This is a genomic window from Pseudomonas nitroreducens (assembly GCF_010994165.1).
Classification (GTDB): Bacteria; Pseudomonadota; Gammaproteobacteria; order Pseudomonadales; family Pseudomonadaceae; genus Pseudomonas; species Pseudomonas nitroreducens.
Map to the genome: position 1 here is coordinate 1,518,606 of NZ_WMBX01000001.1, position 20,609 is coordinate 1,539,214.

The 20,609-nt window shown below is 64.5% G+C and carries 18 protein-coding genes; 2 read left to right on the forward strand and 16 right to left on the reverse strand.

The features are described from left to right. Positions 1-6 precede the first annotated feature (6 nt). From hemN to ccoN (GJV37_RS07330), 14 genes are all read right to left on the reverse strand, one after another. The gene (hemN, locus tag GJV37_RS07265; protein WP_024763935.1) at positions 7-1,389 is read right to left on the reverse strand and encodes an oxygen-independent coproporphyrinogen III oxidase; all 1,383 of its coding nucleotides are present in this window, start codon (positions 1,387-1,389) and stop codon (positions 7-9) included. A gap of 72 nt (positions 1,390-1,461) precedes the next feature. Continuing rightward, entirely contained in the window at positions 1,462-2,187 is a 726-nt protein-coding gene (locus GJV37_RS07270) for a sulfite exporter TauE/SafE family protein (protein ID WP_024763936.1), read from the reverse strand. Continuing rightward, a complete protein-coding gene (ccoS, locus tag GJV37_RS07275) occupies positions 2,180-2,401 on the reverse strand; it encodes a cbb3-type cytochrome oxidase assembly protein CcoS (RefSeq protein ID WP_024763937.1) in 222 nt (73 codons plus the stop codon). The genes GJV37_RS07270 and ccoS overlap by 8 nt, the downstream gene beginning before the upstream one ends. A 1-nt stretch (position 2,402) precedes the next feature. Next, positions 2,403-4,880 (reverse strand): heavy metal translocating P-type ATPase, encoded by a 2,478-nt coding sequence (locus tag GJV37_RS07280; RefSeq protein ID WP_170858457.1) that lies wholly within the window; start codon positions 4,878-4,880, stop codon positions 2,403-2,405. Then, a complete protein-coding gene (locus tag GJV37_RS07285; RefSeq protein WP_024763938.1) occupies positions 4,877-5,422 on the reverse strand; it encodes a FixH family protein in 546 nt (181 codons plus the stop codon). The genes GJV37_RS07280 and GJV37_RS07285 overlap by 4 nt, the downstream gene beginning before the upstream one ends. A gap of 129 nt (positions 5,423-5,551) precedes the next feature. Next, positions 5,552-6,967 (reverse strand): cytochrome c oxidase accessory protein CcoG, encoded by a 1,416-nt coding sequence (gene ccoG, locus GJV37_RS07290; protein WP_038803520.1) that lies wholly within the window; start codon positions 6,965-6,967, stop codon positions 5,552-5,554. Positions 6,968-7,177: 210 nt separating this feature from the next. After that, positions 7,178-8,143, reverse strand: coding sequence for a cytochrome-c oxidase, cbb3-type subunit III (gene ccoP, locus GJV37_RS07295; protein WP_024763939.1), 966 nt, complete (start codon positions 8,141-8,143; stop codon positions 7,178-7,180). Beyond that, positions 8,140-8,331: a cbb3-type cytochrome oxidase subunit 3 gene (locus tag GJV37_RS07300; protein WP_024763940.1), complete on the reverse strand. Its 192-nt coding sequence runs from the start codon at positions 8,329-8,331 to the stop codon at positions 8,140-8,142. Before GJV37_RS07300 ends, ccoP (GJV37_RS07295) begins: the two co-directional genes overlap by 4 nt. Positions 8,332-8,336: 5 nt before the next feature. Beyond that, positions 8,337-8,945, reverse strand: a complete 609-nt coding sequence (gene ccoO, locus GJV37_RS07305) for a cytochrome-c oxidase, cbb3-type subunit II (protein WP_017516817.1) — start codon at positions 8,943-8,945, stop codon at positions 8,337-8,339. Next, positions 8,945-10,387 (reverse strand): cytochrome-c oxidase, cbb3-type subunit I, encoded by a 1,443-nt coding sequence (ccoN, locus tag GJV37_RS07310; protein ID WP_038803521.1) that lies wholly within the window; start codon positions 10,385-10,387, stop codon positions 8,945-8,947. The genes ccoO (GJV37_RS07305) and ccoN (GJV37_RS07310) overlap by 1 nt, the downstream gene beginning before the upstream one ends. A gap of 344 nt (positions 10,388-10,731) precedes the next feature. Beyond that, positions 10,732-11,655, reverse strand: a complete 924-nt coding sequence (gene ccoP, locus GJV37_RS07315) for a cytochrome-c oxidase, cbb3-type subunit III (RefSeq protein ID WP_037018020.1) — start codon at positions 11,653-11,655, stop codon at positions 10,732-10,734. Further along, positions 11,652-11,843 carry a CcoQ/FixQ family Cbb3-type cytochrome c oxidase assembly chaperone gene (locus GJV37_RS07320; protein WP_024767473.1) on the reverse strand — a complete coding sequence of 64 codons (192 nt, stop codon included), beginning with the start codon at positions 11,841-11,843 and terminating at the stop codon, positions 11,652-11,654. Before GJV37_RS07320 ends, ccoP (GJV37_RS07315) begins: the two co-directional genes overlap by 4 nt. A 5-nt stretch (positions 11,844-11,848) precedes the next feature. Then, positions 11,849-12,457, reverse strand: a complete 609-nt coding sequence (gene ccoO, locus GJV37_RS07325; protein ID WP_015477751.1) for a cytochrome-c oxidase, cbb3-type subunit II — start codon at positions 12,455-12,457, stop codon at positions 11,849-11,851. A gap of 10 nt (positions 12,458-12,467) precedes the next feature. Next, positions 12,468-13,892 carry a cytochrome-c oxidase, cbb3-type subunit I gene (gene ccoN / locus GJV37_RS07330; RefSeq protein WP_038803522.1) on the reverse strand — a complete coding sequence of 475 codons (1,425 nt, stop codon included), beginning with the start codon at positions 13,890-13,892 and terminating at the stop codon, positions 12,468-12,470. Positions 13,893-14,005: 113 nt separating this feature from the next. Here ccoN (GJV37_RS07330) and GJV37_RS07335 point away from each other — a divergent pair, with 113 nt between their 5' ends. Both GJV37_RS07335 and cprA read left to right on the forward strand, forming a co-directional pair. After that, positions 14,006-14,704, forward strand: a complete 699-nt coding sequence (locus GJV37_RS07335) for an alpha/beta family hydrolase (protein ID WP_128082505.1) — start codon at positions 14,006-14,008, stop codon at positions 14,702-14,704. Between the two features lie 89 nt (positions 14,705-14,793). Next, entirely contained in the window at positions 14,794-15,966 is a 1,173-nt protein-coding gene (cprA, locus tag GJV37_RS07340; RefSeq protein WP_240967230.1) for a cationic peptide resistance protein CprA, read from the forward strand. 77 nt (positions 15,967-16,043) lie between these two features. On the opposite strand, the gene GJV37_RS07345 is transcribed toward cprA, so the two are convergent. Together GJV37_RS07345 and acnA are read right to left on the reverse strand one after the other, a co-directional pair. Further along, entirely contained in the window at positions 16,044-17,609 is a 1,566-nt protein-coding gene (locus GJV37_RS07345; protein ID WP_193452258.1) for a methyl-accepting chemotaxis protein, read from the reverse strand. A gap of 195 nt (positions 17,610-17,804) precedes the next feature. Beyond that, entirely contained in the window at positions 17,805-20,537 is a 2,733-nt protein-coding gene (gene acnA, locus GJV37_RS07350) for an aconitate hydratase AcnA (protein WP_193452259.1), read from the reverse strand. Between the last annotated feature and the right edge of the window lie 72 nt (positions 20,538-20,609).

Here is a 20,609-nt window from a genome sequence, read left to right on the forward strand (position 1 = left end):
CGGGCGTCAGATGACCCGCGAGAAGCGCTGCAGGTTCTGCATGGGCAGGTAACGGTCGAACAGCATGCACAGCGAACGCACCAGCAACCGGCCGGAAGCGCTGACGTCTATGCCGCGCGGGCCGAGGGTGATCAGGCCATCGCGGGCGAAACGCTCGAGATCGTCCCAGATTTCCGCGAAGTAGCCGCGGAAGTCGATGTTGTAGAGGTCCTCGATGTCCTCGAAGTCCAGCTGGAAATGGCAGATCAGTTGCTGGATCACGGCGCGGCGGATGAGGTCGTCCTTGTTGCAGTGCAATCCGCGGCGAGTGGCGAGTTGGCCCTGGTCGAGGGTGTTCTGGTAGTCGGCGATGTCATTGCTGTTCTGGCAGTAGAGATCGCCGATCTGGCTGATCGAGGAAACCCCCAGGCCAACGAGGTCGCAGTGACCGTGGGTGGTGTAGCCCTGGAAGTTGCGCTGCAGGGTGCCGTCTTCCTGGGCCATCGCCAGTTCGTCGTCCGGCAGGGCGAAGTGGTCCATGCCGATATAGCGGTAGCCGGCGGCTTCGAGCTGCTCGGTGGTGCGCTGCAGCATTTCCAGCTTCTGCCCAGGGGAGGGCAGGTCTTCGGCCAGGATCCGGCGTTGTGGGGGGAAACGTTCGGGAAGGTGCGCGTAGTTGAACACGGACAACCGGTTGGGCTGCAGGGCAATGACCTGCTCGACGGTGTGGGCGAAGGTGTCCGGGGTCTGTCTGGGCAGGCCGTAGATCAGGTCGATGTTGATCGAGCGGAATTGCAGAGTACGCGCTGCGTCGATGATGGCGCGGGTCTCGTCCAGGCTCTGCAGGCGATTGATGGCCTGTTGAACATCCAGGTTGAAGTCCTGCACGCCGATGCTGGCGCGGTTGAAGCCCAGCTCGCGGAGCAGGCCCATGGTCGACCAGTCGGCCTCGCGCGGGTCGATCTCGATGCCGTAGTCGCCGAAGTCACCCTCGACGAAGTGGAAATGGGTGCGCAGTTGCGCCATCAGTTCACGCAACTGGCCGGGGCTCAGGAAGGTCGGGGTGCCTCCGCCGAAGTGCAGCTGCTCGACTTGCTGCTGGCGGCCCAGGTGACGGCTGACAATCTCGATTTCGTGGATGAGACGGGCGAGGTAGGGGGCGCTGCGGCCACGATCCTTGGTGATGACCTTGTTGCAGGCGCAGTAGTAGCAGATGTTCGCGCAGAACGGGACGTGCACGTAGAGCGAGAGCGGGCGCTGCGCCTTCTGGCTATCGCGCAGCGCGTGCAGCAGGTCGAAGGGTCCGACTCCTTCGTGGAACTGCACGGCTGTGGGATAGGAGGTGTAGCGCGGGCCGGACAGATCGTATCGGCGTATCAGATCTGCGTCCCAGCGAATATTGTCGAGCATGCCGATGTTCCCCGGTGGCGAGCTTTTCCTGCGCAGTCTAGGGAGAGTCCGATAGAGGCCTGTTGACCTGTATCAAGCGGCTTTATGGTGGGCAATACCGGCGCTGGCGTGCATTTCGTGGCCCATGATCCAGGCCTGGTGCGGGCCGGGCAGGGTCCACAGGCCGAAGAGGATCACCAGGATGCCACCGGCCATGCGCACGCTGCGCTTGCGCAGCAGCGCGGTGATGCGCTCGGCGGCGAGCCCTGTCGCCAGCAGCACCGGCCAGGTGCCGAGGCCGAAGGCGAGCATCAGCAGCGCACTGTCGATGGCCGAGCCCTGGCTGGTGGCCCAGAGCAGGGTGCTGTAGACCAGCCCGCAGGGCAGCCAGCCCCACAGTGCGCCCAGCAGCAGTGCGCGCGGGACGCTGGCGACAGGCAGCAGGCGGCTGGCGAAGGGCTGGATGTGCTTCCACAGGCCGCGACCCAGCGCTTCGATGCGGGTCAGGCCACTCCACCAGCCGGCCAGGTAAAGGCCCATGGCGATCAGCAGCAGGCCGGCGATCACCCGCAACGCTGCGGCGAATGGCGTGCGCGCCACGGCCCAGCCGGCCAGGCCGAGCAGCAGGCCGGCGCAGGCGTAGCTGAAGATGCGTCCGAGGTTGTAGGCCAGCAGCAGGCGCAGGCGACGTCCGCGTTGCTCCGGCGGGATGGCCATGGTCAGCGCGCCCATCAGGCCGCCACACATGCCCAGGCAGTGACCGCCGCCGAGCAGGCCGAGAATCAGCGCGGACGCCAGCAGCGGCGCCAGTTCAGGCATCGCGCTTGTCCTGTTTCTGGCTGCTGTGCGAGGCATCGCCCTCGGCTTCATCGATGCCGGCCTGGTGCTTGGGATCCTCGTCGTCGAACAGGATGCTGTGGGCGGGCCCGTCCATGTCGTCGTACTGGCCGCTGTTCACCGCCCAGAAGAAGATCGCGATGCAGATGCCGACGATCACCACGGCAACCGGAATCATTATGTAGAGAGCGGGCATTTCAACTCCGTGGCAGCGCCTGCGCCGCTTGTGGGGCGGCTGGCAGGGCGGTGGTCGCTGTCGGGGCGCCGGCGCCCTTGGGCAGCCGGGTCAGGCGCAGGGCGTTGAGCACCACGGTCAGCGAGCTGATCGACATGCCCACCGCAGCCCACACCGGCGTGATCCAGCCGAGGGCGGCAAAGGGCAACATCAGCCCATTGTACAGCCCCGCCCAGACCAGATTCTCGATGATGACCCGACGGGTGCGACGAGCCAGGCCGAAGGCCTGCACCACGCTGTCCAGGCGGTTGGACAACAGCACGGCATCGGCGCTGGTCTTCGCCAGGTCGGTGGCCGAGCCCATGGCGACGCTGATGTCGGCAGCGGCCAGCACCGGCACGTCGTTCACGCCATCGCCCAGCATCAGCACGCGGTGGCCTTGCTGGTGCAGCTGACGCAGGACTTCGAGCTTGTCATCCGGGCGAAGGCCGCCACGGCAATCGTCGATGCCCAGTTCGGCGGCGACCCGGTCGACCATGGGTGAGCTGTCGCCGGAGAGCAGCAGGGTGCGCCAGCCGCGGGCGCGGCATGCTTCGAGCAGGTCGGCGGCGTCTTCGCGGATGCGATCGTCCAGCACCAGCCAGGCGAGGGCGCCGCTGTCATCGCCCAGCAGCAGCCACTGGCCGGGTTCCTGCGGATGCTGGGGCGCGTCGCTGCCGCTCAGGGCGCAGACGAAGGACGGCTCGCCGATGCGCAGGCGACGCTCGCCAACCTGGCCTTCCAGGCCCAGGCCGGGGTGGCTCTCGACATTCTCGGCGGGCTGCGGTGCGCGGCCGAAAGCTCGGGCGATAGGGTGTTCGGAACGGTTCTCCAGCGCGGCAGCCAGTGCCAGGCAGGTGTCGCTGTCCAGTGCACCCAGCGGCCGGACTGCGCGCAGTGTCAGGCGGCCCTCGGTAAGCGTGCCGGTCTTGTCGAAGATCACCGTGTCGATGTGGTTCAGGCCTTCCAGCACGTGGCCGCGGGTCACCAGCAGGCCGAGCTTGTGCAGGCTGCCGGTGGCGGCAGTCAGGGCCGTCGGTGTGGCCAGCGACAGTGCGCAGGGACAGGTCGCCACCAGCATCGCCAGGACGACCCAGAAGGCGCGGGAAGCATCGTGCTGCCACCAGAACAGGCCGACCACGGCGGACAGCACCAGCAAGGCGATGAGGAACCACTGCGCGGCCTTGTCGGCGAGTTCGGCGAGGCGCGGCTTGTCCGACTGGGCGCGTTCGAGCAGGCGGACGATGGCTGACAGCCGGCTGTCCCCGCCCAGGGCCTTGACCTGTACGGTCAGCGGGCCTTCGACGTTGAGGGTGCCGCCGGTGACGCTGTCGCCGCTCTGGCGCGGCTGCGGCAGGTATTCGCCGGTGAGCAGGGATTCGTCGACGCTGGACTGGCCGTCGAGGATCAGGCCATCGGCGGGGATCACCGAGCCGGGCTGGACCAGCACGCGGTCGCCCAGGTTCAGTTCGCTGAGCAGTACGCGGCTGCTCTGGCCGCTGCCGTCCAGGCGCAGGCAGGAGGCGGGCAGCAGATTGACCAACTGGGCGGTCGCGGCGGCGGTGCGCTCGCGGGCGCGGCGTTCCAGGTAGCGGCCGGCGAGCAGGAACAGGGCGAACATGCCGACGGCGTCGAAGTACAGGTCGCCGTGGCCGGTGACGGCGGTCCAGATGCCGGCCAGGTAGGCGCCGCCGATGGCCAGGGACACCGAGACATCCATGGTCAGGTGGCGGGTGCGCAGGTCGCGCACGGCGCCACGGAAGAACGGCTGGCAGGAGTAGAAGACGATGGGTGTGGTGAGGAACATCGCCACCCAGCGCAGGATTTCGTGCAGCTCGGGGCTCAGGTCGATGTTGAATTCCGGCCAGGTGGCCATGGTCGCCATCATTGCCTGGAACCACAGCAGGCCGGCGACGCCCAGCTGGCGCAGGGACTTGCGGTTCTCCTGGTGCAACTGTTCGGCGGCGCGGTCCGGCTGGAAGGGGTGCGCGGCGTAACCAATACGGCGCAGCTCGGCGAGCAGTTCGCTCAGCGGCAGCTCGCTGTCGGACCAGCGCACATGCAGACGGTGGTTGGACAGGTTGAGACCAGCCTCGGCGACGGCGGGCAGGCCCTTGAGGTGTTTCTCGATCAGCCAGCCGCAGGCGGCGCAGCTGATGCCTTCCATGATCAGGGTGGTCTCGGCGAGATCGCCCTGATGCTGGACGAAGGGCTGCTGAACGTCGGGGCGGTCGAACAGCTTCAGCTCGTCGACGAGCTGTTCGGGCAGGGCGTCAGGGTTGGGGGCGGCTTCGGTGCGGTGGCGGTAATAGCCTTCCAGGCCGCCGGCAACGATAGCCTCGGCCACGGCCTGGCAACCCGGGCAGCAGAATTCGCGGGTTTCGCCGAGTACTGGCGCAGTGAAGCGGCTGCCGGGCGGGACCGGCAGCGCGCAGTGGTAACAGAGCAGCGCGGCGCTCATGGGCGCTCGGCTTCATCTCCGCTGAGGGGCTCGTCGCCGAGGTCGAAGGTAGCGCCGGGAGCGACCTTTTCTTCCTCGAACAGACGCCAGGTCTTGCCGTTCTCCTCGCCGAGCAGCTCGACGAAGCGGCGGCCCTTCACGGCGGCATCCAGGCTGGCGGTGTAGCGGCCCGGCTCGGCGGGGCTGGCGCGCAGTTCCAGGTGCTTGTCCTGGGATTCCAGGGTGGGGGAGAGCAGGTTCAGGGTAAGCGTGGCCGGACGGCTGTCGCCCGTGAGGCGCAGGTCCACTTCGCCGGTCAGCTCGTCGAAGCTGATCTTCGCCCGCAGCTTGAGTTGCTGGGCGAGGTGCTCGCGGTCAAGGGAGCGGTTGATGCCCTTGCCGGCTTCGTAATAGTTGTCGCTGACCAGGGAGTCCTGGTTGTTCACGGCGATGTTGACCATCGTCAGGCTGAGGAAGATCGAGGTGGCCAGCATGGCGATGATGATCCACGGCCAGAGGTGCTTGTACCAGGGTTCCACGGGTGTCTTCATGGCCGATTGCATGCTCTTTGATCTCTCGCTGGCGGCGCCTTGCGGGACGCCGCCCGGTGAAGGGGCGGGCGAATTCTACGTCCTTGGATCGCTACTGGCACCCCATGTGCAACATGGGGTGCCAATTCGTTCAGCATTGGTTCAACGAACGCGCGGACCGATGAAGCGACTGGTGGATTCCTTACTGATGGACGGGTCGTCCACCGACTGGATGGTAAAGCTGATCTCGTTGGTGGTGGAGGGCAGCTTCTCCGGGTCGATGGAGAGTTCCACCGGCATGCTGAAGATGTCCCCGGCCGCGACCGAGATTTCCTTCTTGCCTTCCAGGATCAGGCCATCCATGCCTTTGGCGCTGAGTACGTAGGTATGGTCCTTCTGGTCCTTGTTCATGACCTTGAGGCTGTACACGTTCTCGATGCGGCCTTCGGCGTTCTCGCGGTAGAGCACGCGGTCCTTGCTGACGTCGAACCCCACCAGCGGGCGCAGGAGGATGGCGGTGATCAGCAGGCCGATCATGATGCACAGGGCGATGGCGTAGCCGATCAGGCGCGGGCGCACCAGATGGGTTTTCTGCCCGGACAGGTTGTGCTCGGTGGTGTAGCTGATCAGGCCACGCGGGTAGTTCATCTTGTCCATGATGCTGTCGCAGGCGTCGATGCACGCCGCGCAGCCGATGCATTCGATCTGCAGGCCGTCGCGGATGTCGATGCCGGTCGGGCAGACCTGAACGCACATGGTGCAGTCGATGCAATCGCCCAGACCCTGGGCCTTGTAGTCGGCGCCTTTCTTGCGCGGGCCACGGCTCTCGCCACGCCGCGGATCGTACGAGACGATCAGGGTGTCCTTGTCGAACATCACGCTCTGGAAGCGCGCATACGGGCACATGTAGATGCACACCTGCTCGCGCAGCCAGCCGGCGTTGCCGTAGGTGGCGAGGGTGAAGAAACCGACCCAGAAGTAGGCCCAGCCGTCGGCTTCGCCAGTGACCAGTTCCATCAGCAGTTCGCGGATGGGGGCGAAGTAGCCGACGAAGGTCAGGCCGGTGACCAGGCCGATCAGCAGCCAGAGGCTGTGCTTGGCGACCTTGCGCAGCAGCTTGTTGCCGCTGAAGCCGGCCTTGTCGAGCTTCATGCGCTGGTTGCGGTCACCTTCGGTGACTTTTTCGCACCACATGAAGATCCAGGTCCACACGCTCTGCGGGCAGGTGTAGCCGCACCAGACGCGGCCGGCGAACACGGTGATGAAGAACAGGCCGAACGCACTGATGATCAGCAGCCCGGAGAGAAGGATGAAGTCCTGCGGCCAGAAGGTCGCGCCGAAGATGTAGAACTTGCGCTCGGGCAGATCCCAGAGGACCGCCTGGCGACCGTTCCAGGTCAGCCATACGGTGCCGAAATAGAGAAGGAAGAGGAGGGCGCCCCCGGCCAAGCGGAGGTTGCGGAAGAACCCGGTAAAGGCTCGGGTGTAGATCTTTTCCCGGGAGGCATAAAGGTCGACGCTTTCACCCTTGCCCTTGGTGGGCGGAGTGACGTCCTGGACCGGAATCTGTTTGCTCATCAGTGCATTCCACGGCAGCGGGAGGGCGCCCTGTCGATACATGCCGAGAGGGTCAGAAATATGCTTGCACGCCTAACAATGATACGGCGTGGTGGGTGTTGCAACGGTGCGACAGTTGGTCGCGCAAGGAATTATGGACCCAGAAATAGAGCGGCGCCGGTGTAGAAACCGGCGCCGCTGGGTGTCGCTATGGGTGTAGGAAAGGGAGGCTTATTCGGCGCTCTTCTCACCTTCGCCATGGGACAGGCTGTACACGTAGGCAGCCAGCAGGTGGACCTGGTCTTTGCCCAGACGCTCCAGCTGAGCCGGCATCTGGCCTTGGCGGCCGTAGCGGATGGTCTGCTGCAGCTGGGCGAAGCTCGAGCCGTAGATGAACGCGGCCGGGTGGGTCAGGTTCGGCGCGCCCATGGCCGCAGTGCCTTTGCCTTCAGCGCCGTGGCAAGCCACGCAGTTGGTGGCGAAGATCTTCTGGCCGTTGGCGACCTGCTCGTCAGTCACGCCTTCGGGCAGCTTGCGGCCGTCCAGCTTGGTGGTGACGAAGGCTGCTACATCATGAACGCCGGCATCGCCGATGACTTCGCCCCAGGCCGGCATGGCCGCGTGGCGACCGCCTTCGATGGTGGCGATGATGTCCTTCGGCTCGCCGCCCCAGCGCCAGTCGGCATCGGTCAGGTTCGGGAAACCGTGGGCGCCCTTGGCGTCGGAACCGTGGCAGACGGAGCAGTTGGAAGCGAACAGGCGGTTACCCATTTTCAGGGCCTGCTCGTCCTTGGCCACATCCTCGATCGGCATGGCGCCGAACTTGGCGTACAGCGGGCCGTACTTCTCATCGGCCTTGGCCATTTCCTTTTCCCACTGGTGCACACCGGTCCAGCCCTGTTCGCCGTTGGCGAATTCGGCCTTGTCCTGGTAGCCCGGCAGCAGGCCCTTCCAGTTGCCCAGGCCCGGGTACAGGGCCAGGTAGGCGAGGGCGAAGATGAAGGTGGCCACGAACAGCATGAACCACCACTTCGGCAGCGGGTTGTCGTACTCCTCGATGCCGTCGAAGGCATGGCCGACGGTCTCGTCGGTGGCTTCGTTGCGCTGACCGCGACGGGTGGCGAACAGCAGCCACGCCAGGGCGAAGATGGTGCCCAGGGTAAGTACGGTGACGTACAGACTCCAGAAGGTTGTCATTCTTTGTTGCTCCTAGAAGCTTGCTCTTGCTCGACGTGCTTTTTGGCGACCGGGTCATCCGCGAAGGGCAGCAGGGCGTCTTCGTCGAAGCGCTCCTTGCGTTTGCCACCGTAGGCCCAGAGCAGGACGCCGACGAAGGCGACCATCACTACTACAGTGCCGATACCGCGAATGGTCCCGATATCCATCACTGTCACCGTTTGCTCTTGATGATGGTGCCGAGGCCTTGCAGGTAGGCGACCACAGCGTCCATCTCGGTCTTGCCTTTGACGGCATCACGAGCACCGGCGATGTCTTCGTCGGTGTAAGGCACGCCCAGCGTACGCAGGGCTTCCATTTTCTTCGCGGTGTCCTTGCCGTCGAGCTTGTTCTCCACCAGCCAGGGGTAGGAGGGCATCTTCGATTCCGGGACCACGTTGCGCGGGTTGTACAGGTGCGCGCGGTGCCAGTCGTCGGAGTAGCGGCCGCCGACGCGGGCCAGGTCCGGGCCGGTGCGCTTGGAACCCCACAGGAACGGGTGGTCCCAGACGCTTTCGCCGGCGACGGAGTAGTGGCCGTAGCGCTCGGTCTCGGCGCGGAACGGACGGACCATCTGCGAGTGGCAGCCTACGCAGCCTTCGCGGATGTAGATGTCACGGCCTTCGAGCTCCAGCGCGGTGCGCGGCTTCATGCCTTCGACCGGCTTGTTGGTGACGTCCTGGAAGAACAGCGGAACGATCTGGGTCAGACCGCCGATGCTCACCGCAATGACCATGAAGAAGGCCAGAAGGCCGATGTTCTTCTCGACTACTTCGTGCTTCATCAGTGAGCTCCTACAGCGGGGATCTGGGCAGCGGCATCGGCGTCAGCCTGTTTGAAACCGCGCACAGTACGGAAGGTGTTGTAGGCCATCAGCAGCATGCCGGAGGCGAAGAAGGCGCCGCCCAGCGCACGGACGATGAAGCCCGGGTGGCTGGCCTGCAGGGCTTCCACGAAGGAGTAGGTGAGGGTGCCGTCGGCGTTGATTGCACGCCACATCAGGCCCTGGGTGATGCCGTTGACCCACATGGAGGCGATGTACAGCACGGTGCCGATGGTAGCCAGCCAGAAGTGCGCGTTGATCAGGCCCACGCTGTGCATCTGCTCGCGGCCGAAGACCTTCGGAATCAGGTGGTACAGGGAACCGATGGAGATCATCGCAACCCAGCCCAGGGCGCCGGCGTGTACGTGGCCGATGGTCCAGTCGGTGTAGTGCGACAGGGAGTTGACGGTCTTGATCGCCATCATCGGGCCTTCGAAGGTGGACATGCCGTAGAAGGCCAGGGAGACCACCAGGAAGCGCAGGATCGGGTCGGTGCGCAGCTTATGCCAGGCGCCCGACAGGGTCATCATGCCGTTGATCATGCCGCCCCAGCTCGGAGCCAGCAGGATCAGGGACATCACCATGCCCAGGGACTGCGCCCAGTCCGGCAGAGCGGTGTAGTGCAGGTGGTGCGGACCGGCCCAGATGTACAGGGTGATCAGCGCCCAGAAGTGCACGATGGACAGGCGGTAGGAGTAGATCGGACGCTCGGCCTGCTTGGGTACGAAGTAGTACATCATCCCCAGGAAGCCGGTGGTCAGGAAGAAGCCCACGGCGTTGTGGCCGTACCACCACTGGATCATCGCGTCGGTCGCGCCGGCGTAGATCGAGTAGGACTTGAAGGCGGTTACCGGGATTTCCATGCTGTTGACGATGTGCAGCATGGCGGTCACCAGGATGAACGCGCCGTAGAACCAGTTGCCCACGTAGATGTGCTTGGTCTTGCGCTTCATCACCGTGCCGAAGAACACCAGTGCGTAGGTCACCCAGACGATGGCCAGCAGGATGTCGATCGGCCATTCCAGTTCGGCGTACTCCTTGGAGGAGGTGTAGCCCAGCGGCAAGGTGATGCCGGCCAGCACGATCACCGCTTGCCAACCCCAGAAGGTGAAGGCTGCGAGGCTATCGGACACCAGTCGGGTCTGACAGGTGCGCTGTACGACGTAGTAGGAAGTTGCGAAGAGAGCACAGCCGCCGAAGGCGAAGATCACCAGGTTGGTGTGCAGCGGACGGAGGCGGCCGAAGCTGGTCCAGGGCAGGTCCAGGTTCAACTGGGGCCAAACCAGCTGAGAGGCGATGTAAACACCGAGCCCCATACCAAGTATCCCCCAGACCACCGTCATGATGGCGAACTGGCGGACGACCTTATAGTTATAAGCAGTCGGACTGATTGCTGTGCTCATTCTAAGGTTCCACGGTTTTTGGATTTTATGGACAAAAAAACGGCGGCAAGTATGGAGAAAGCAGGTAGCCATTGCAACGCGCCGGGCCTTGGCGCGAAGCCGGTTTGACGCCTGCTCCGGAGCGCTTTGCGCCGCTGTTTGCCGCTCATTTCGGCTCGCCCGTGCCAACCTGGGAAGTGGGTCAGGTTAGTCGTATTGCAGGTTTGCGAATGGAATTCAGCTTAGACGTGAACAGGAAGGGTGTGAAGAAAGGAGATAGAGAGGGTGCGACACTTCGTCGCGATATTGCAGAGGTCAGAAACCCGCGCCCGTTTTAGCGGGCGCGAGTTGGGGGGGCGCGGAGTTTACTTCGCCTGGCCGGAAATGTTGTAGATGTAACCGGCGAGAATGTGCACTTTGTCTTTGCCCAGGTACTGCTCCTGCGCCGGCATCTGGCCCTGGCGGCCGTGACGGATGGTCTGCTGCAGTTGTGCGTAGCTGGAACCGTAGATGAACGCACCCGGGTGGGTCAGGTCAGGCGCTCCCATCAGCGGGTTGCCCTTGCCTTCCGGACCGTGGCAGGCGACGCAGGTGGTGGCGAACAGCTTGCCGCCGTTGTCGACGTTCTCCGCGGTCACGCCTTCGGGCAGCTTGCGGCCGTCCAGTTTGGCGGTGACGAAGGCCGCCACGTCCTGCACACCCTTGTCGCCCAGCACTTCACCCCAGGCCGGCATGGCGGCCTGGCGGCCACCGAGGATGGTGGTCTGGATGTCCTGGGCGGTGCCGCCCCAGCGCCAGTCGCTGTCGGTCAGGTTCGGGAAGCCTGCTGCGCCCTTCGCATCGGAGCCATGGCAGATGGCGCAGTAGGTGGCGAAGAGGCGCTCGCCCATTTTCATGGCTTGCGGATCCTTGGCGACTTCTTCCACCGACATGGCCGCGTATTTGGCGAAGATCGGGCCGTATTTTTCCTTGGCCAGGGCTTCTTCGCGCTCCCATTGCTTGTCCTGCGTCCAGCCGCCGTCGTAGCCCGGCAGGACGCCTTTCCAGTTGCCCAGGCCCGGGTAGAGCACCAGGTAGCCTGCGGCGAAGACGATGGTGCCGACGAACAGCAGGAACCACCACTTGGGCAGCGGATTGTCGTACTCCTCGATGCCGTCGAAGGCGTGGCCCATGGTCTGGTCGGTGGTGTTCGAGGACTGCCCGCTGCGGGTGGCGAATACCAGCCACAGCAGGGCGATCAGCGAACCGACTGTTAAAACGGTGATGTACAGACTCCAGAAGGTAGTCATGCGTTGTTGCTCCTAGAAGCTTGCTCTTGCTCAGCGTGCTGCTTGGCTACCGGGTCATCCGCGAAAGGCAGCAGCGCGTCTTCGTCGAAGCGCTCCTTGCGTTTGCCGCCGTAAGCCCAGAGCAGTACGCCGACGAAGGCAACCATCACGATGACGGTGCCGAGGCCGCGAATGGTCCCGATATCCAAGGTTGTCACCGCTTGTTCTTGATGGAGGTGCCGAGGACCTGCAGGTACGCGACGACCGCGTCCATTTCGGTCTTCCCTTTGACGGCGTCGCTGGCGCCAGCGATGTCGTCGTCCGTGTAGGGCACGCCCATGACACGCATCACTTCCAGTTTCTTCGCCGTATCCTTGCCGTCGAGCTTGTTCTCGACCAGCCAGGGGTAGGCGGGCATCTTCGACTCCGGGACCACGTTGCGCGGGTTGTACAGGTGCGCGCGGTGCCAGTCGTCGGAGTAGCGGCCGCCGACGCGGGCCAGGTCCGGGCCGGTACGCTTGGAGCCCCACAGGAACGGGTGATCCCAGACGCTCTCACCGGCGACGGAGTAGTGGCCGTAGCGCTCGGTCTCGGCGCGGAACGGACGGATCATTTGCGAGTGGCAGCCTACGCAGCCTTCGCGGATGTAGACGTCACGGCCTTCCAGTTGCAGGGCGGTGTAGGGCTTCATGCCTTCCACCGGGGTGTTGGTGACGTCCTGGAAGAACAGCGGGACGATCTGGGTCAGGCCGCCGATGCTCACGGCGACGGCCATGCACAGGGCCAGCAGGCCGACGTTTTTCTCGAGTACTTCGTGTTTCATGTCGGACTCCTCAGGCCATCTGCGCCGCGGCTTGCATTTCGGCCGGTTTGGCGGCCGCTACGGTGCGCCAGACGTTGTAGGCCATGACCAGCATGCCCAGCAGGAAGATGGCACCACCGATCATCCGCACGATGAAGCCGGGGTGGCCGGCGGCCAGGGCTTCGACGAAGGAGTAGGTGAGGGTGCCGTCGGCGTTTACCGCGCGCCACATCAGGCCCTGGGTGATGCCGTTGACCCACATGGAGGCGATGTACAGAACGGTGCCGATGGTGGCCAGCCAGAAGTGGGTGTTGATCAGGCCCACGCTGTGCATCTGCTCGCGGCCGAAGACTTTCGGAATCAGGTGGTACAGCGAGCCGATGGACACCATCGCTACCCAGCCCAGAGCGCCGGCGTGTACGTGGCCGATGGTCCAGTCGGTGTAGTGCGACAGGGCGTTGACGGTCTTGATGGCCATCATCGGGCCTTCGAAGGTGGACATGCCGTAGAAGGCCAGGGAAACCACCAGGAAGCGCAGGATCGGGTCGGTGCGCAGCTTATGCCAGGCGCCGGAGAGGGTCATCATGCCGTTGATCATGCCGCCCCAGCTCGGCGCCAGCAGGATCAGGGACATCACCATGCCCAGCGACTGCGCCCAGTCCGGCAGCGCGGTGTAGTGCAGGTGGTGCGGGCCGGCCCAGATGTAGACGGCGATCAGCGCCCAGAAGTGCACGATGGACAGGCGATAGGAATAGACCGGACGCTCGGCCTGCTTCGGAACGAAGTAGTACATCATCCCCAGGAAGCCCGCGGTCAGGAAGAAGCCCACGGCGTTGTGGCCGTACCACCACTGGATCATCGCGTCGGTGGCGCCCGAGTACAGGGAATAGGACTTGGTCAGGCTGACCGGGATTTCCAGGTTGTTGACTACGTGCAGGATCGCCACGGTCAGGATGAAGGCGCCGAAGAACCAGTTGCCCACGTAGATGTGCTTGGTCTTGCGCTTAATCAGCGTGCCGAAGAAGACGATCGCGTAGGACACCCAGACGATGGTGATCAAAATGTCGATCGGCCACTCCAGCTCGGCGTACTCCTTGGAAGAGGTGTAACCCAGTGGCAGGGTAATGGCCGCCAACAGGATCACCAGCTGCCAACCCCAGAAGGTGAAGGAAGCGAGCGGACCTGCGAACAGGCGGGTCTGGCAGGTGCGCTGCACCGAGTAGTAGCTGGTGGCGAACAGTGCGCAGCCGCCGAAGGCGAAGATCACCGCATTGGTATGCAGCGGGCGCAGGCGCCCGAAGCTCGTCCACGGTAAGCCGAGGTTAAGGTCCGGCCACACCAGTTGAGCGGCGATCAGGACACCGACGGCCATGCCGACGATCCCCCACACCACTGTCATAATGGCGAACTGGCGGACCACCTTATAGTTATAAGCGGTCTGATTGGTTGTGCTCATTTATGGGCTTCCATCCACGGTTATGGGCTATGCCCATCCCGGCAGGTTTTTTACGGCTTACGCCGCCCCTCCCCCTTGGGATAGGTACTAATTCGGAATTAGCGGAGTGAAGGATGGATAAAGGCCCGTCGAGGAATATTGATTCGGATCAATTGCCGCCTGAGACCTCTGTCGCGGGCGCCTGCGGTCCTTTGTCGCTGCTGCGGAACCCGGCACGGCGCGAACTGTCGGCTACGCTGGTTCTGGCCCACGGCGCGGGTGCGCCGATGGACAGCCCGTTCATGGGCGACATCGCCGCGCGGCTGGCCGAACGGGGTATCTCTGTCGTGCGCTTCGAGTTCCCCTATATGGCCATGCGCCGCGAGGACGGCCGGCGGCGTCCGCCCAATCCGCAGAAGCACTTGCTGGACTGCTGGCGGCGGGTATACGCGCAGGTTCGCGCCGAAGCAGCAGGCAAGCTGGCGATTGGCGGCAAATCCATGGGCGGGCGCATGGCCAGCCTGTTGGCGGACGAACTGGGCGCCGACGCGCTGGTCTGCCTGGGCTATCCGTTCTATGCCGCCGGCAAGCCGGAAAAACCGCGCGTGGCCCACCTCGCCGAACTGACGACGCCGACCCTGATCGTCCAGGGCGAACGCGATGCATTGGGCGACCGTGCCACGGTCGAACGCTACGCGTTGTCGCCGGCGATCCAGCTGCACTGGCTGGCGGCGGCCGACCATGATCTCAAGCCACTCAAGGTCTCCGGGCTGACCCATGACCAGCATCTGGAGACTACCGCCGAGCAGATAGCAGAGTTCCTCGCGTCGTAACCGCTCCTTAAGGCAATCCCTTCTATCCTCGCCTCCGCCGGCTTCCAGGAGCCGGCAACCCGCTTCCAGAGGACAGGCCGAAGGCTGCCATGAACACCGAATTTGCCGATCGCATTGCCACCCACGCCCCGCGTTTCACCCCAGGTATCGCGCACAGTCTGCTGCTGACTGGCGCCACCGGTTTCCTCGGCGGCTCCGTTGCCGCGCACCTGATTGCCGACGGCCAGAGCGAGGCGCTGCTGTTTCTGGTGCGTGCCAGAATCCCAGCCCAGGGCCTGGAGCGCCTGCGCGACAACCTGCGGCTGCACTGCGTGCCAGAGGCTGCCCTGGAGCGCCTGCAGGACCACCAGATCCTTTGCGGCGACCTGCTCGACACCGCCTGGATGCAGGGCGAACGCGCACGTCTGATGCGCGTGGAGCAGGTGATCAATTGTGCTGCCGTCGCCTCGTTTTCGAAGAACCCGAGCATCTGGCCGGTGAATGTCGAAGGCACCTTCGCCTTCGCCAGACTGCTCAGCCAGTCCCGCAACCTCAAGCGCTTCCTGCATGTAGGGACGGCCATGTGCTGCGGGCCGCAGCGCGAGTCGCCGGTGCGCGAATCCTGGGACTTCCCCGACAGCGAAGAACAACTGGTGGACTACACCGCCTCCAAGGCCGAGATCGAACGGCGCATGCGCGAAGAACTGCCGCAGTTACCGCTGGTGGTGGCGCGGCCGTCCATCGTGGTCGGGCATCGCGAACTGGGCTGCCGCGCCTCGGGCAGCATCTTCTGGGTGTTCCGCATGGGCTTCGCCCTGGAGAGTTTTACCTGCGGCCTGGACGAGCAGATCGATGTGATCCCGGTGGACTACTGCGCCGAGGCACTGGTCACCCTGGCGCTCAAGCCGCAACTGAGCCACAACCTCTACCACATCTCCGCCGGACACGGCTCTGCCTGCACCTTCGGCGAAATCGACCAGGCCTACGCCGACGCCCGTGGCGAGACCCCAGTGGGGGACCGCTACCGGAAGGTCAGTTCGGAGGATCTGCGCGAGCTGGCCGGCAGCTTCGAGAGTCGAATCGGCAAGGCCAACCCGCGCCTTGTGCTGCGTGCGCTGCGCCTGTACAGCGGCTTCGCCGACCTCAACTACCTGTTCGACAACCAGCGTCTGCTCGACGAAGGCATCGCCGCGCCGCCGCGCTTCACCGACTACGTGGGCGTGTGCGTGCATTCCTCGCGAGATGTCAGTATCCCGGCTCAGATGCAGTGGGACTTCAAGTAGCTGACAGATGCCTCTTCAGGAACGGGCGCGCCAGCGATCTCGCGCCTGGCGCGCTCCGGCAGGGAGCCTGTCAAGGCTCAGCGGTTGAACCGCTCCACCAGCGAGTACTGGCGTTGTGCGGTCTGCGTCAGCTCCTCGCTGAGCAGGGCGGTGCGCTGGGCTTCGCCGGACGTCTGGTCGGCGAGGTTGGCGATGGTGCTGATGTTGCGGTTGATCTCCTCGGCCACGGCGCTCTGTTCTTCCGCGGCGGCGGCGATCTGGGTAGTCATCTCGGTGATGTTCGCCACCGCATCGCTGATGCCCACTAGCGCGTTGTCCGCCTGCAACACGCGGTCCACGCCTTCGTCGGCCTGGCGGCGACCGGACTCCATGGCGCGCACGGCTTCGGTGGCGGTGTTCTGCAGGTTGGCGATCAACTTGTGAATCTGCCCGGTGGACTCGGCGGTGCGCTGGGCCAGCGAACGGACTTCGTCGGCGACCACGGCAAAGCCGCGGCCCATCTCGCCAGCACGGGCTGCCTCGATGGCGGCATTGAGTGCCAGCAGGTTCGTCTGGTCGGCGATGCCCTTGATCACGTCCACCACACCGCCTATCTGCTCGCTGTCGCGGGCCAGCTGACTGACCGCTTCACCGGTTTCACCCACGGAGTTGGAGAGACGCTGCATGGCCTCGCGGGTCTCGGCGGCGATCTGCCGGCCCTCAGTGGTCAGGTCGTTGGCCTGGCGGGTGGCATCGGCCGTGCGCTGCACGTTGTCGGCCACTTCCTGGGTGGTAGCGGCCATCTGGTTGACGGCGGTGGCCACCTGCTCGGTCTCCTGACGCTGGCGGTCGAGGCCGGCGGAACTGTGGTGGGCCAGTGAGTCGGCTTCGCGGGCCTGCTCGGTGAGGGTTTCAGCGGTGTCCTGCAGACGAGTCAGACAGGTCTTCAGGCGTGCTTCCTGGCTGAGAATGGACATTTCCAGGCGCGCCTGTGCGCCACGGCTGTCGGTGTACATCTGTGCGATCAGCGGGTCGGAAGTGGTCTGCTCGGCCAGGCGCAGCAGGCGCTTGAGGCCGCGCTGCTGCCAGCCAAGGCCGATGAGGCCGAGCGGGATCGACAGCAGGGCGGCCAGCAGGAAGCCCCAGTGAGAATTCAGCCAGACGCCGATGAGGAAGCCGATCTGGCCGATCAGGATGAACGGCAGCCAGTCCAGCAGCACCGGCAGCCAGCGGTCGCGGGTGGGAATGGCCGACTTTCCGGCATTGATCCGTGCATACAGCGCCTCGGCACGGCGCACCTGTTCGGCGGTGGGTTTCACCCGCACCGACTCGTAACCGACGATCTCGTTGCGCTCATAGATGGGCGTGACGTAGGCGCTGACCCAGTAGTGGTCGCCGTTCTTGCAGCGATTCTTGACGATGCCCATCCACGGGCGGCCCTTTTTCAGGGTGGTCCACATGTGCGCGAACACGGCGGACGGAACGTCCGGGTGGCGCACCAGGTTGTGCGGTGCGCCGACCAGTTCCTCGCGGGAGAATCCGCTGATGGCGGTAAAAGCTTCATTGGCGTAACCGATCACGCCGCGGGCATCGGTGGTGGAGATCAGCCGCTGTTCGGCGGGGAAGGAGCATTCACGCTGGGTGATCGGCTGGTTGTTGCGCATCAGGCTGGGATCTCGGGCAAAGTCGAAAATGGTACGTCTGTCCAGCTTATCGGCCGCCAGATCGAAAATTTGATGGCTGTCACAGAAAAAAGTCAGAAGAGTGACGCCAGGATATGGACGATAGCCTATCGCCACTGGTCACCGAAATGAAACCAAAGAAGGAGGCGGCGGCCTGTTGCAGGCCGCCGCCATGCCTCAGATCAGGCTGCGCAGCACGTAGTGAAGGATGCCGCCGGCCTTGAAGTACTCGACTTCGTTCTGGGTATCGATCCGGCAGAGCACCTCGAAGCTGTCCTGGCTGCCGTCCTCGCGCTGCACCGCGACCTTTAGGTTCATGTGCGGCTTCAGCTCGCCGGACAGGCCGCTGATGCTCAGCACTTCCTTGCCGGTCAGCTTGAGCGCCTTGCGGTCCTCGCCGTCCTTGAACTGCAGCGGCAACACGCCCATGCCCACCAGGTTGGAGCGGTGGATACGCTCGAAGCTTTCGGCGATCACTGCCTTTACCCCCAGCAGGTTGGTGCCCTTGGCTGCCCAGTCACGGGAGGAGCCGGTGCCGTATTCCTTGCCGGCGACGATCACCAGCGGCGTGCCGTCCTGCTGGTAGCGCATGGCGGCATCGTAGATCGCCAGCTTGTCGCCGGTGGGTACGTAGAGGGTGTTGCCACCTTCCTCGCCACCGAGCATCTCGTTCTTGATGCGGATATTGGCGAAGGTGCCGCGCATCATCACTTCATGGTTCCCACGGCGCGATCCGTAGGAGTTGAAATCGGCGTAGGCCACGCCGTGCTCGCTGAGGTAACGCCCGGCCGGGCTGTCCTTCTTGATGTTGCCGGCGGGGGAGATGTGGTCGGTGGTTACCGAGTCGCCCAGCACCGCAAGGATGTTGGCGCCTTTGATGTCCTCGACTTTCGGTGGCGCGTCGGCGATGTGCTCGAAGAAGGGCGGATGCTGGATGTAGGTGGAGTCGTTCTGCCAGACGTAGGTCTTGGCGTCCGGCACCTGGATCGCGCGCCATTTCTCATCGCCCTGGAAGACTTCGGCGTATTCCTTGTGGAACATCGCCGTATCGACTTTCTGTACGGCGTCAGCGATTTCCTGCTGGGTTGGCCAGATGTCCTTCAGATAGACCGGCTGACCGTCCTTGCCGGTGCCCAGTGGGTCCCTGGTCAGGTCGGTGCGCACGGTACCGGCCAGGGCGTAGGCGACCACCAGCGGCGGCGAGGCCAGCCAGTTGGTTTTCACCAGCGGATGGACGCGGCCTTCGAAGTTGCGGTTGCCGGAAAGCACCGAGGCGACGGTCAGGTCGGCCTGCTGTACTGCCTTCTCGATGGGCTCCAGCAGCGGCCCCGAGTTGCCGATGCAGGTGGTGCAGCCGTAACCCACCAGGTCGAAGCCCAGTTCGTCCAGGTAGCGGGTCAGGCCGGCGGCGCGGAAGTAGTCGGTCACCACTTTCGAGCCGGGTGCGAGCGAGCTCTTCACCCAGGGCTTGCGCTGCAGGCCTTTCTCCAGCGCCTTCTTCGCCAGCAGGCCGGCGGCCATCATGACGCTGGGATTGGAGGTGTTGGTGCAGGAAGTGATGGCGGCGATTACCACGGCGCCGTTCTTCAGGCGATGGGTCTGGCCGTCGTGCTGGTAATCGGTCTCGCCGGCCGCAATGTAGGCGCCCACGGCCGCACCGCCGCCACCTTCATTGAGCAGGCGACCTTCTTCGCTGGGCACGGGCTTGATCTGCAGGCCGAGGAAGTCATCGAAGGCCTGGCCGACATGGCCGAGGGCGACGCGGTCCTGCGGGCGCTTCGGTCCGGCGAGGCTGGCTTCGACTTCGCCCATGTCCAGTTGCAGGCTGTCGGTGAAGACCGGCTCGTGGCCTTTCTCGCGCCACAGGCCCTGGGCCTTGCTGTAGGCCTCCACCAGCTTGACGGCATCGTCCGGGCGGCCGGACAGGCGCAGGTAGCCCAGGGTGATCTCGTCTACCGGGAAGAAACCGCAGGTGGCGCCGTACTCCGGGGCCATGTTGGCGATGGTGGCGCGGTCCGCCAGCGGCAGGTCGGCGAGGCCGTCGCCATAGAATTCGACGAATTTTCCGACAACACCTTTCTTGCGCAGCATCTGGGTGACGGTCAGCACCAGGTCGGTGGCGGTGATGCCTTCCTTCAGCTTGCCGGTGAGCTTGAAGCCGATCACCTCGGGAATCAGCATCGACACTGGCTGGCCGAGCATGGCCGCTTCTGCCTCGATGCCGCCGACGCCCCAGCCGAGCACGCCGAGGCCGTTGATCATGGTGGTGTGCGAATCGGTGCCGACCAGTGTGTCGGGGAAGGCGTAGGTGCGGCCGTCCTCGTCCTTGGTCCACACCGTGCGTCCCAGGTATTCCAGGTTGACCTGGTGGCAGATGCCGGTGCCCGGCGGCACCACGCGGAAGTTGTCGAAGGCGTTCTGGCCCCAGCGCAGGAAGGCGTAGCGCTCGCCGTTGCGCTCCATCTCGATCTCGACGTTCTGCGCGAAGGCTGACTGGCTGGCGAACTTGTCGACCATCACCGAGTGGTCGATGACCAGGTCGACCGGCGACAGCGGGTTGATCTTCTGCGGATCACCGCCGGCCTTGGCCATGGCGTCGCGCATGGCGGCCAGGTCGACCACCGCCGGCACGCCGGTGAAGTCCTGCATCAGCACGCGGGCGGGGCGGTACTGGATCTCGCGCTCGGAGCTGCGGGTCTTCAGCCAGCCGGCCAGGGCTTTGAGGTCATCGCCGGTGACGGTATTGCCGTCCTCCCAGCGCAACAGGTTTTCCAGCAGGACTTTCAGGGACATGGGCAGTTTGCCCAGGTCGCCGAGACTCTTCGCCGCTTCAGGCAGGCTGTAATAGTGATAGGTCTTGCCGGCGACCTCCAGGGTACGCAGGCTGTTCAGGCTATCCACTGCGGGCATGACATTCTCCTCAGGCTTGGATTCTGCTCGTGATCGTCAGGCACGGCTGATGTCGGGTGCGCTAGCGATACT

What these genes read in the sequence shown, in the direction of transcription:
- hemN (WP_024763935.1), bottom strand. Translation starts at nt 1,389, where the DNA reads ATGCTCGACAATATTCGCTGGGACGCAGATCTGATACGCCGATACGAT.
- GJV37_RS07270 (WP_024763936.1), bottom strand. Translation starts at nt 2,187, where the DNA reads ATGCCTGAACTGGCGCCGCTGCTGGCGTCCGCGCTGATTCTCGGCCTG.
- ccoS (WP_024763937.1), bottom strand. Translation starts at nt 2,401, where the DNA reads ATGCCCGCTCTCTACATAATGATTCCGGTTGCCGTGGTGATCGTCGGC.
- GJV37_RS07280 (WP_170858457.1), bottom strand. Translation starts at nt 4,880, where the DNA reads ATGAGCGCCGCGCTGCTCTGTTACCACTGCGCGCTGCCGGTCCCGCCC.
- GJV37_RS07285 (WP_024763938.1), bottom strand. Translation starts at nt 5,422, where the DNA reads ATGCAATCGGCCATGAAGACACCCGTGGAACCCTGGTACAAGCACCTC.
- ccoG (WP_038803520.1), bottom strand. Translation starts at nt 6,967, where the DNA reads ATGAGCAAACAGATTCCGGTCCAGGACGTCACTCCGCCCACCAAGGGC.
- ccoP (WP_024763939.1), bottom strand. Translation starts at nt 8,143, where the DNA reads ATGACAACCTTCTGGAGTCTGTACGTCACCGTACTTACCCTGGGCACC.
- GJV37_RS07300 (WP_024763940.1), bottom strand. Translation starts at nt 8,331, where the DNA reads ATGGATATCGGGACCATTCGCGGTATCGGCACTGTAGTAGTGATGGTC.
- ccoO (WP_017516817.1), bottom strand. Translation starts at nt 8,945, where the DNA reads ATGAAGCACGAAGTAGTCGAGAAGAACATCGGCCTTCTGGCCTTCTTC.
- ccoN (WP_038803521.1), bottom strand. Translation starts at nt 10,387, where the DNA reads ATGAGCACAGCAATCAGTCCGACTGCTTATAACTATAAGGTCGTCCGC.
- ccoP (WP_037018020.1), bottom strand. Translation starts at nt 11,655, where the DNA reads ATGACTACCTTCTGGAGTCTGTACATCACCGTTTTAACAGTCGGTTCG.
- ccoO (WP_015477751.1), bottom strand. Translation starts at nt 12,457, where the DNA reads ATGAAACACGAAGTACTCGAGAAAAACGTCGGCCTGCTGGCCCTGTGC.
- ccoN (WP_038803522.1), bottom strand. Translation starts at nt 13,892, where the DNA reads ATGAGCACAACCAATCAGACCGCTTATAACTATAAGGTGGTCCGCCAG.
- GJV37_RS07335 (WP_128082505.1), top strand. Translation starts at nt 14,006, where the DNA reads ATGGATAAAGGCCCGTCGAGGAATATTGATTCGGATCAATTGCCGCCT.
- cprA (WP_240967230.1), top strand. Translation starts at nt 14,794, where the DNA reads ATGAACACCGAATTTGCCGATCGCATTGCCACCCACGCCCCGCGTTTC.
- GJV37_RS07345 (WP_193452258.1), bottom strand. Translation starts at nt 17,609, where the DNA reads ATGCGCAACAACCAGCCGATCACCCAGCGTGAATGCTCCTTCCCCGCC.
- acnA (WP_193452259.1), bottom strand. Translation starts at nt 20,537, where the DNA reads ATGCCCGCAGTGGATAGCCTGAACAGCCTGCGTACCCTGGAGGTCGCC.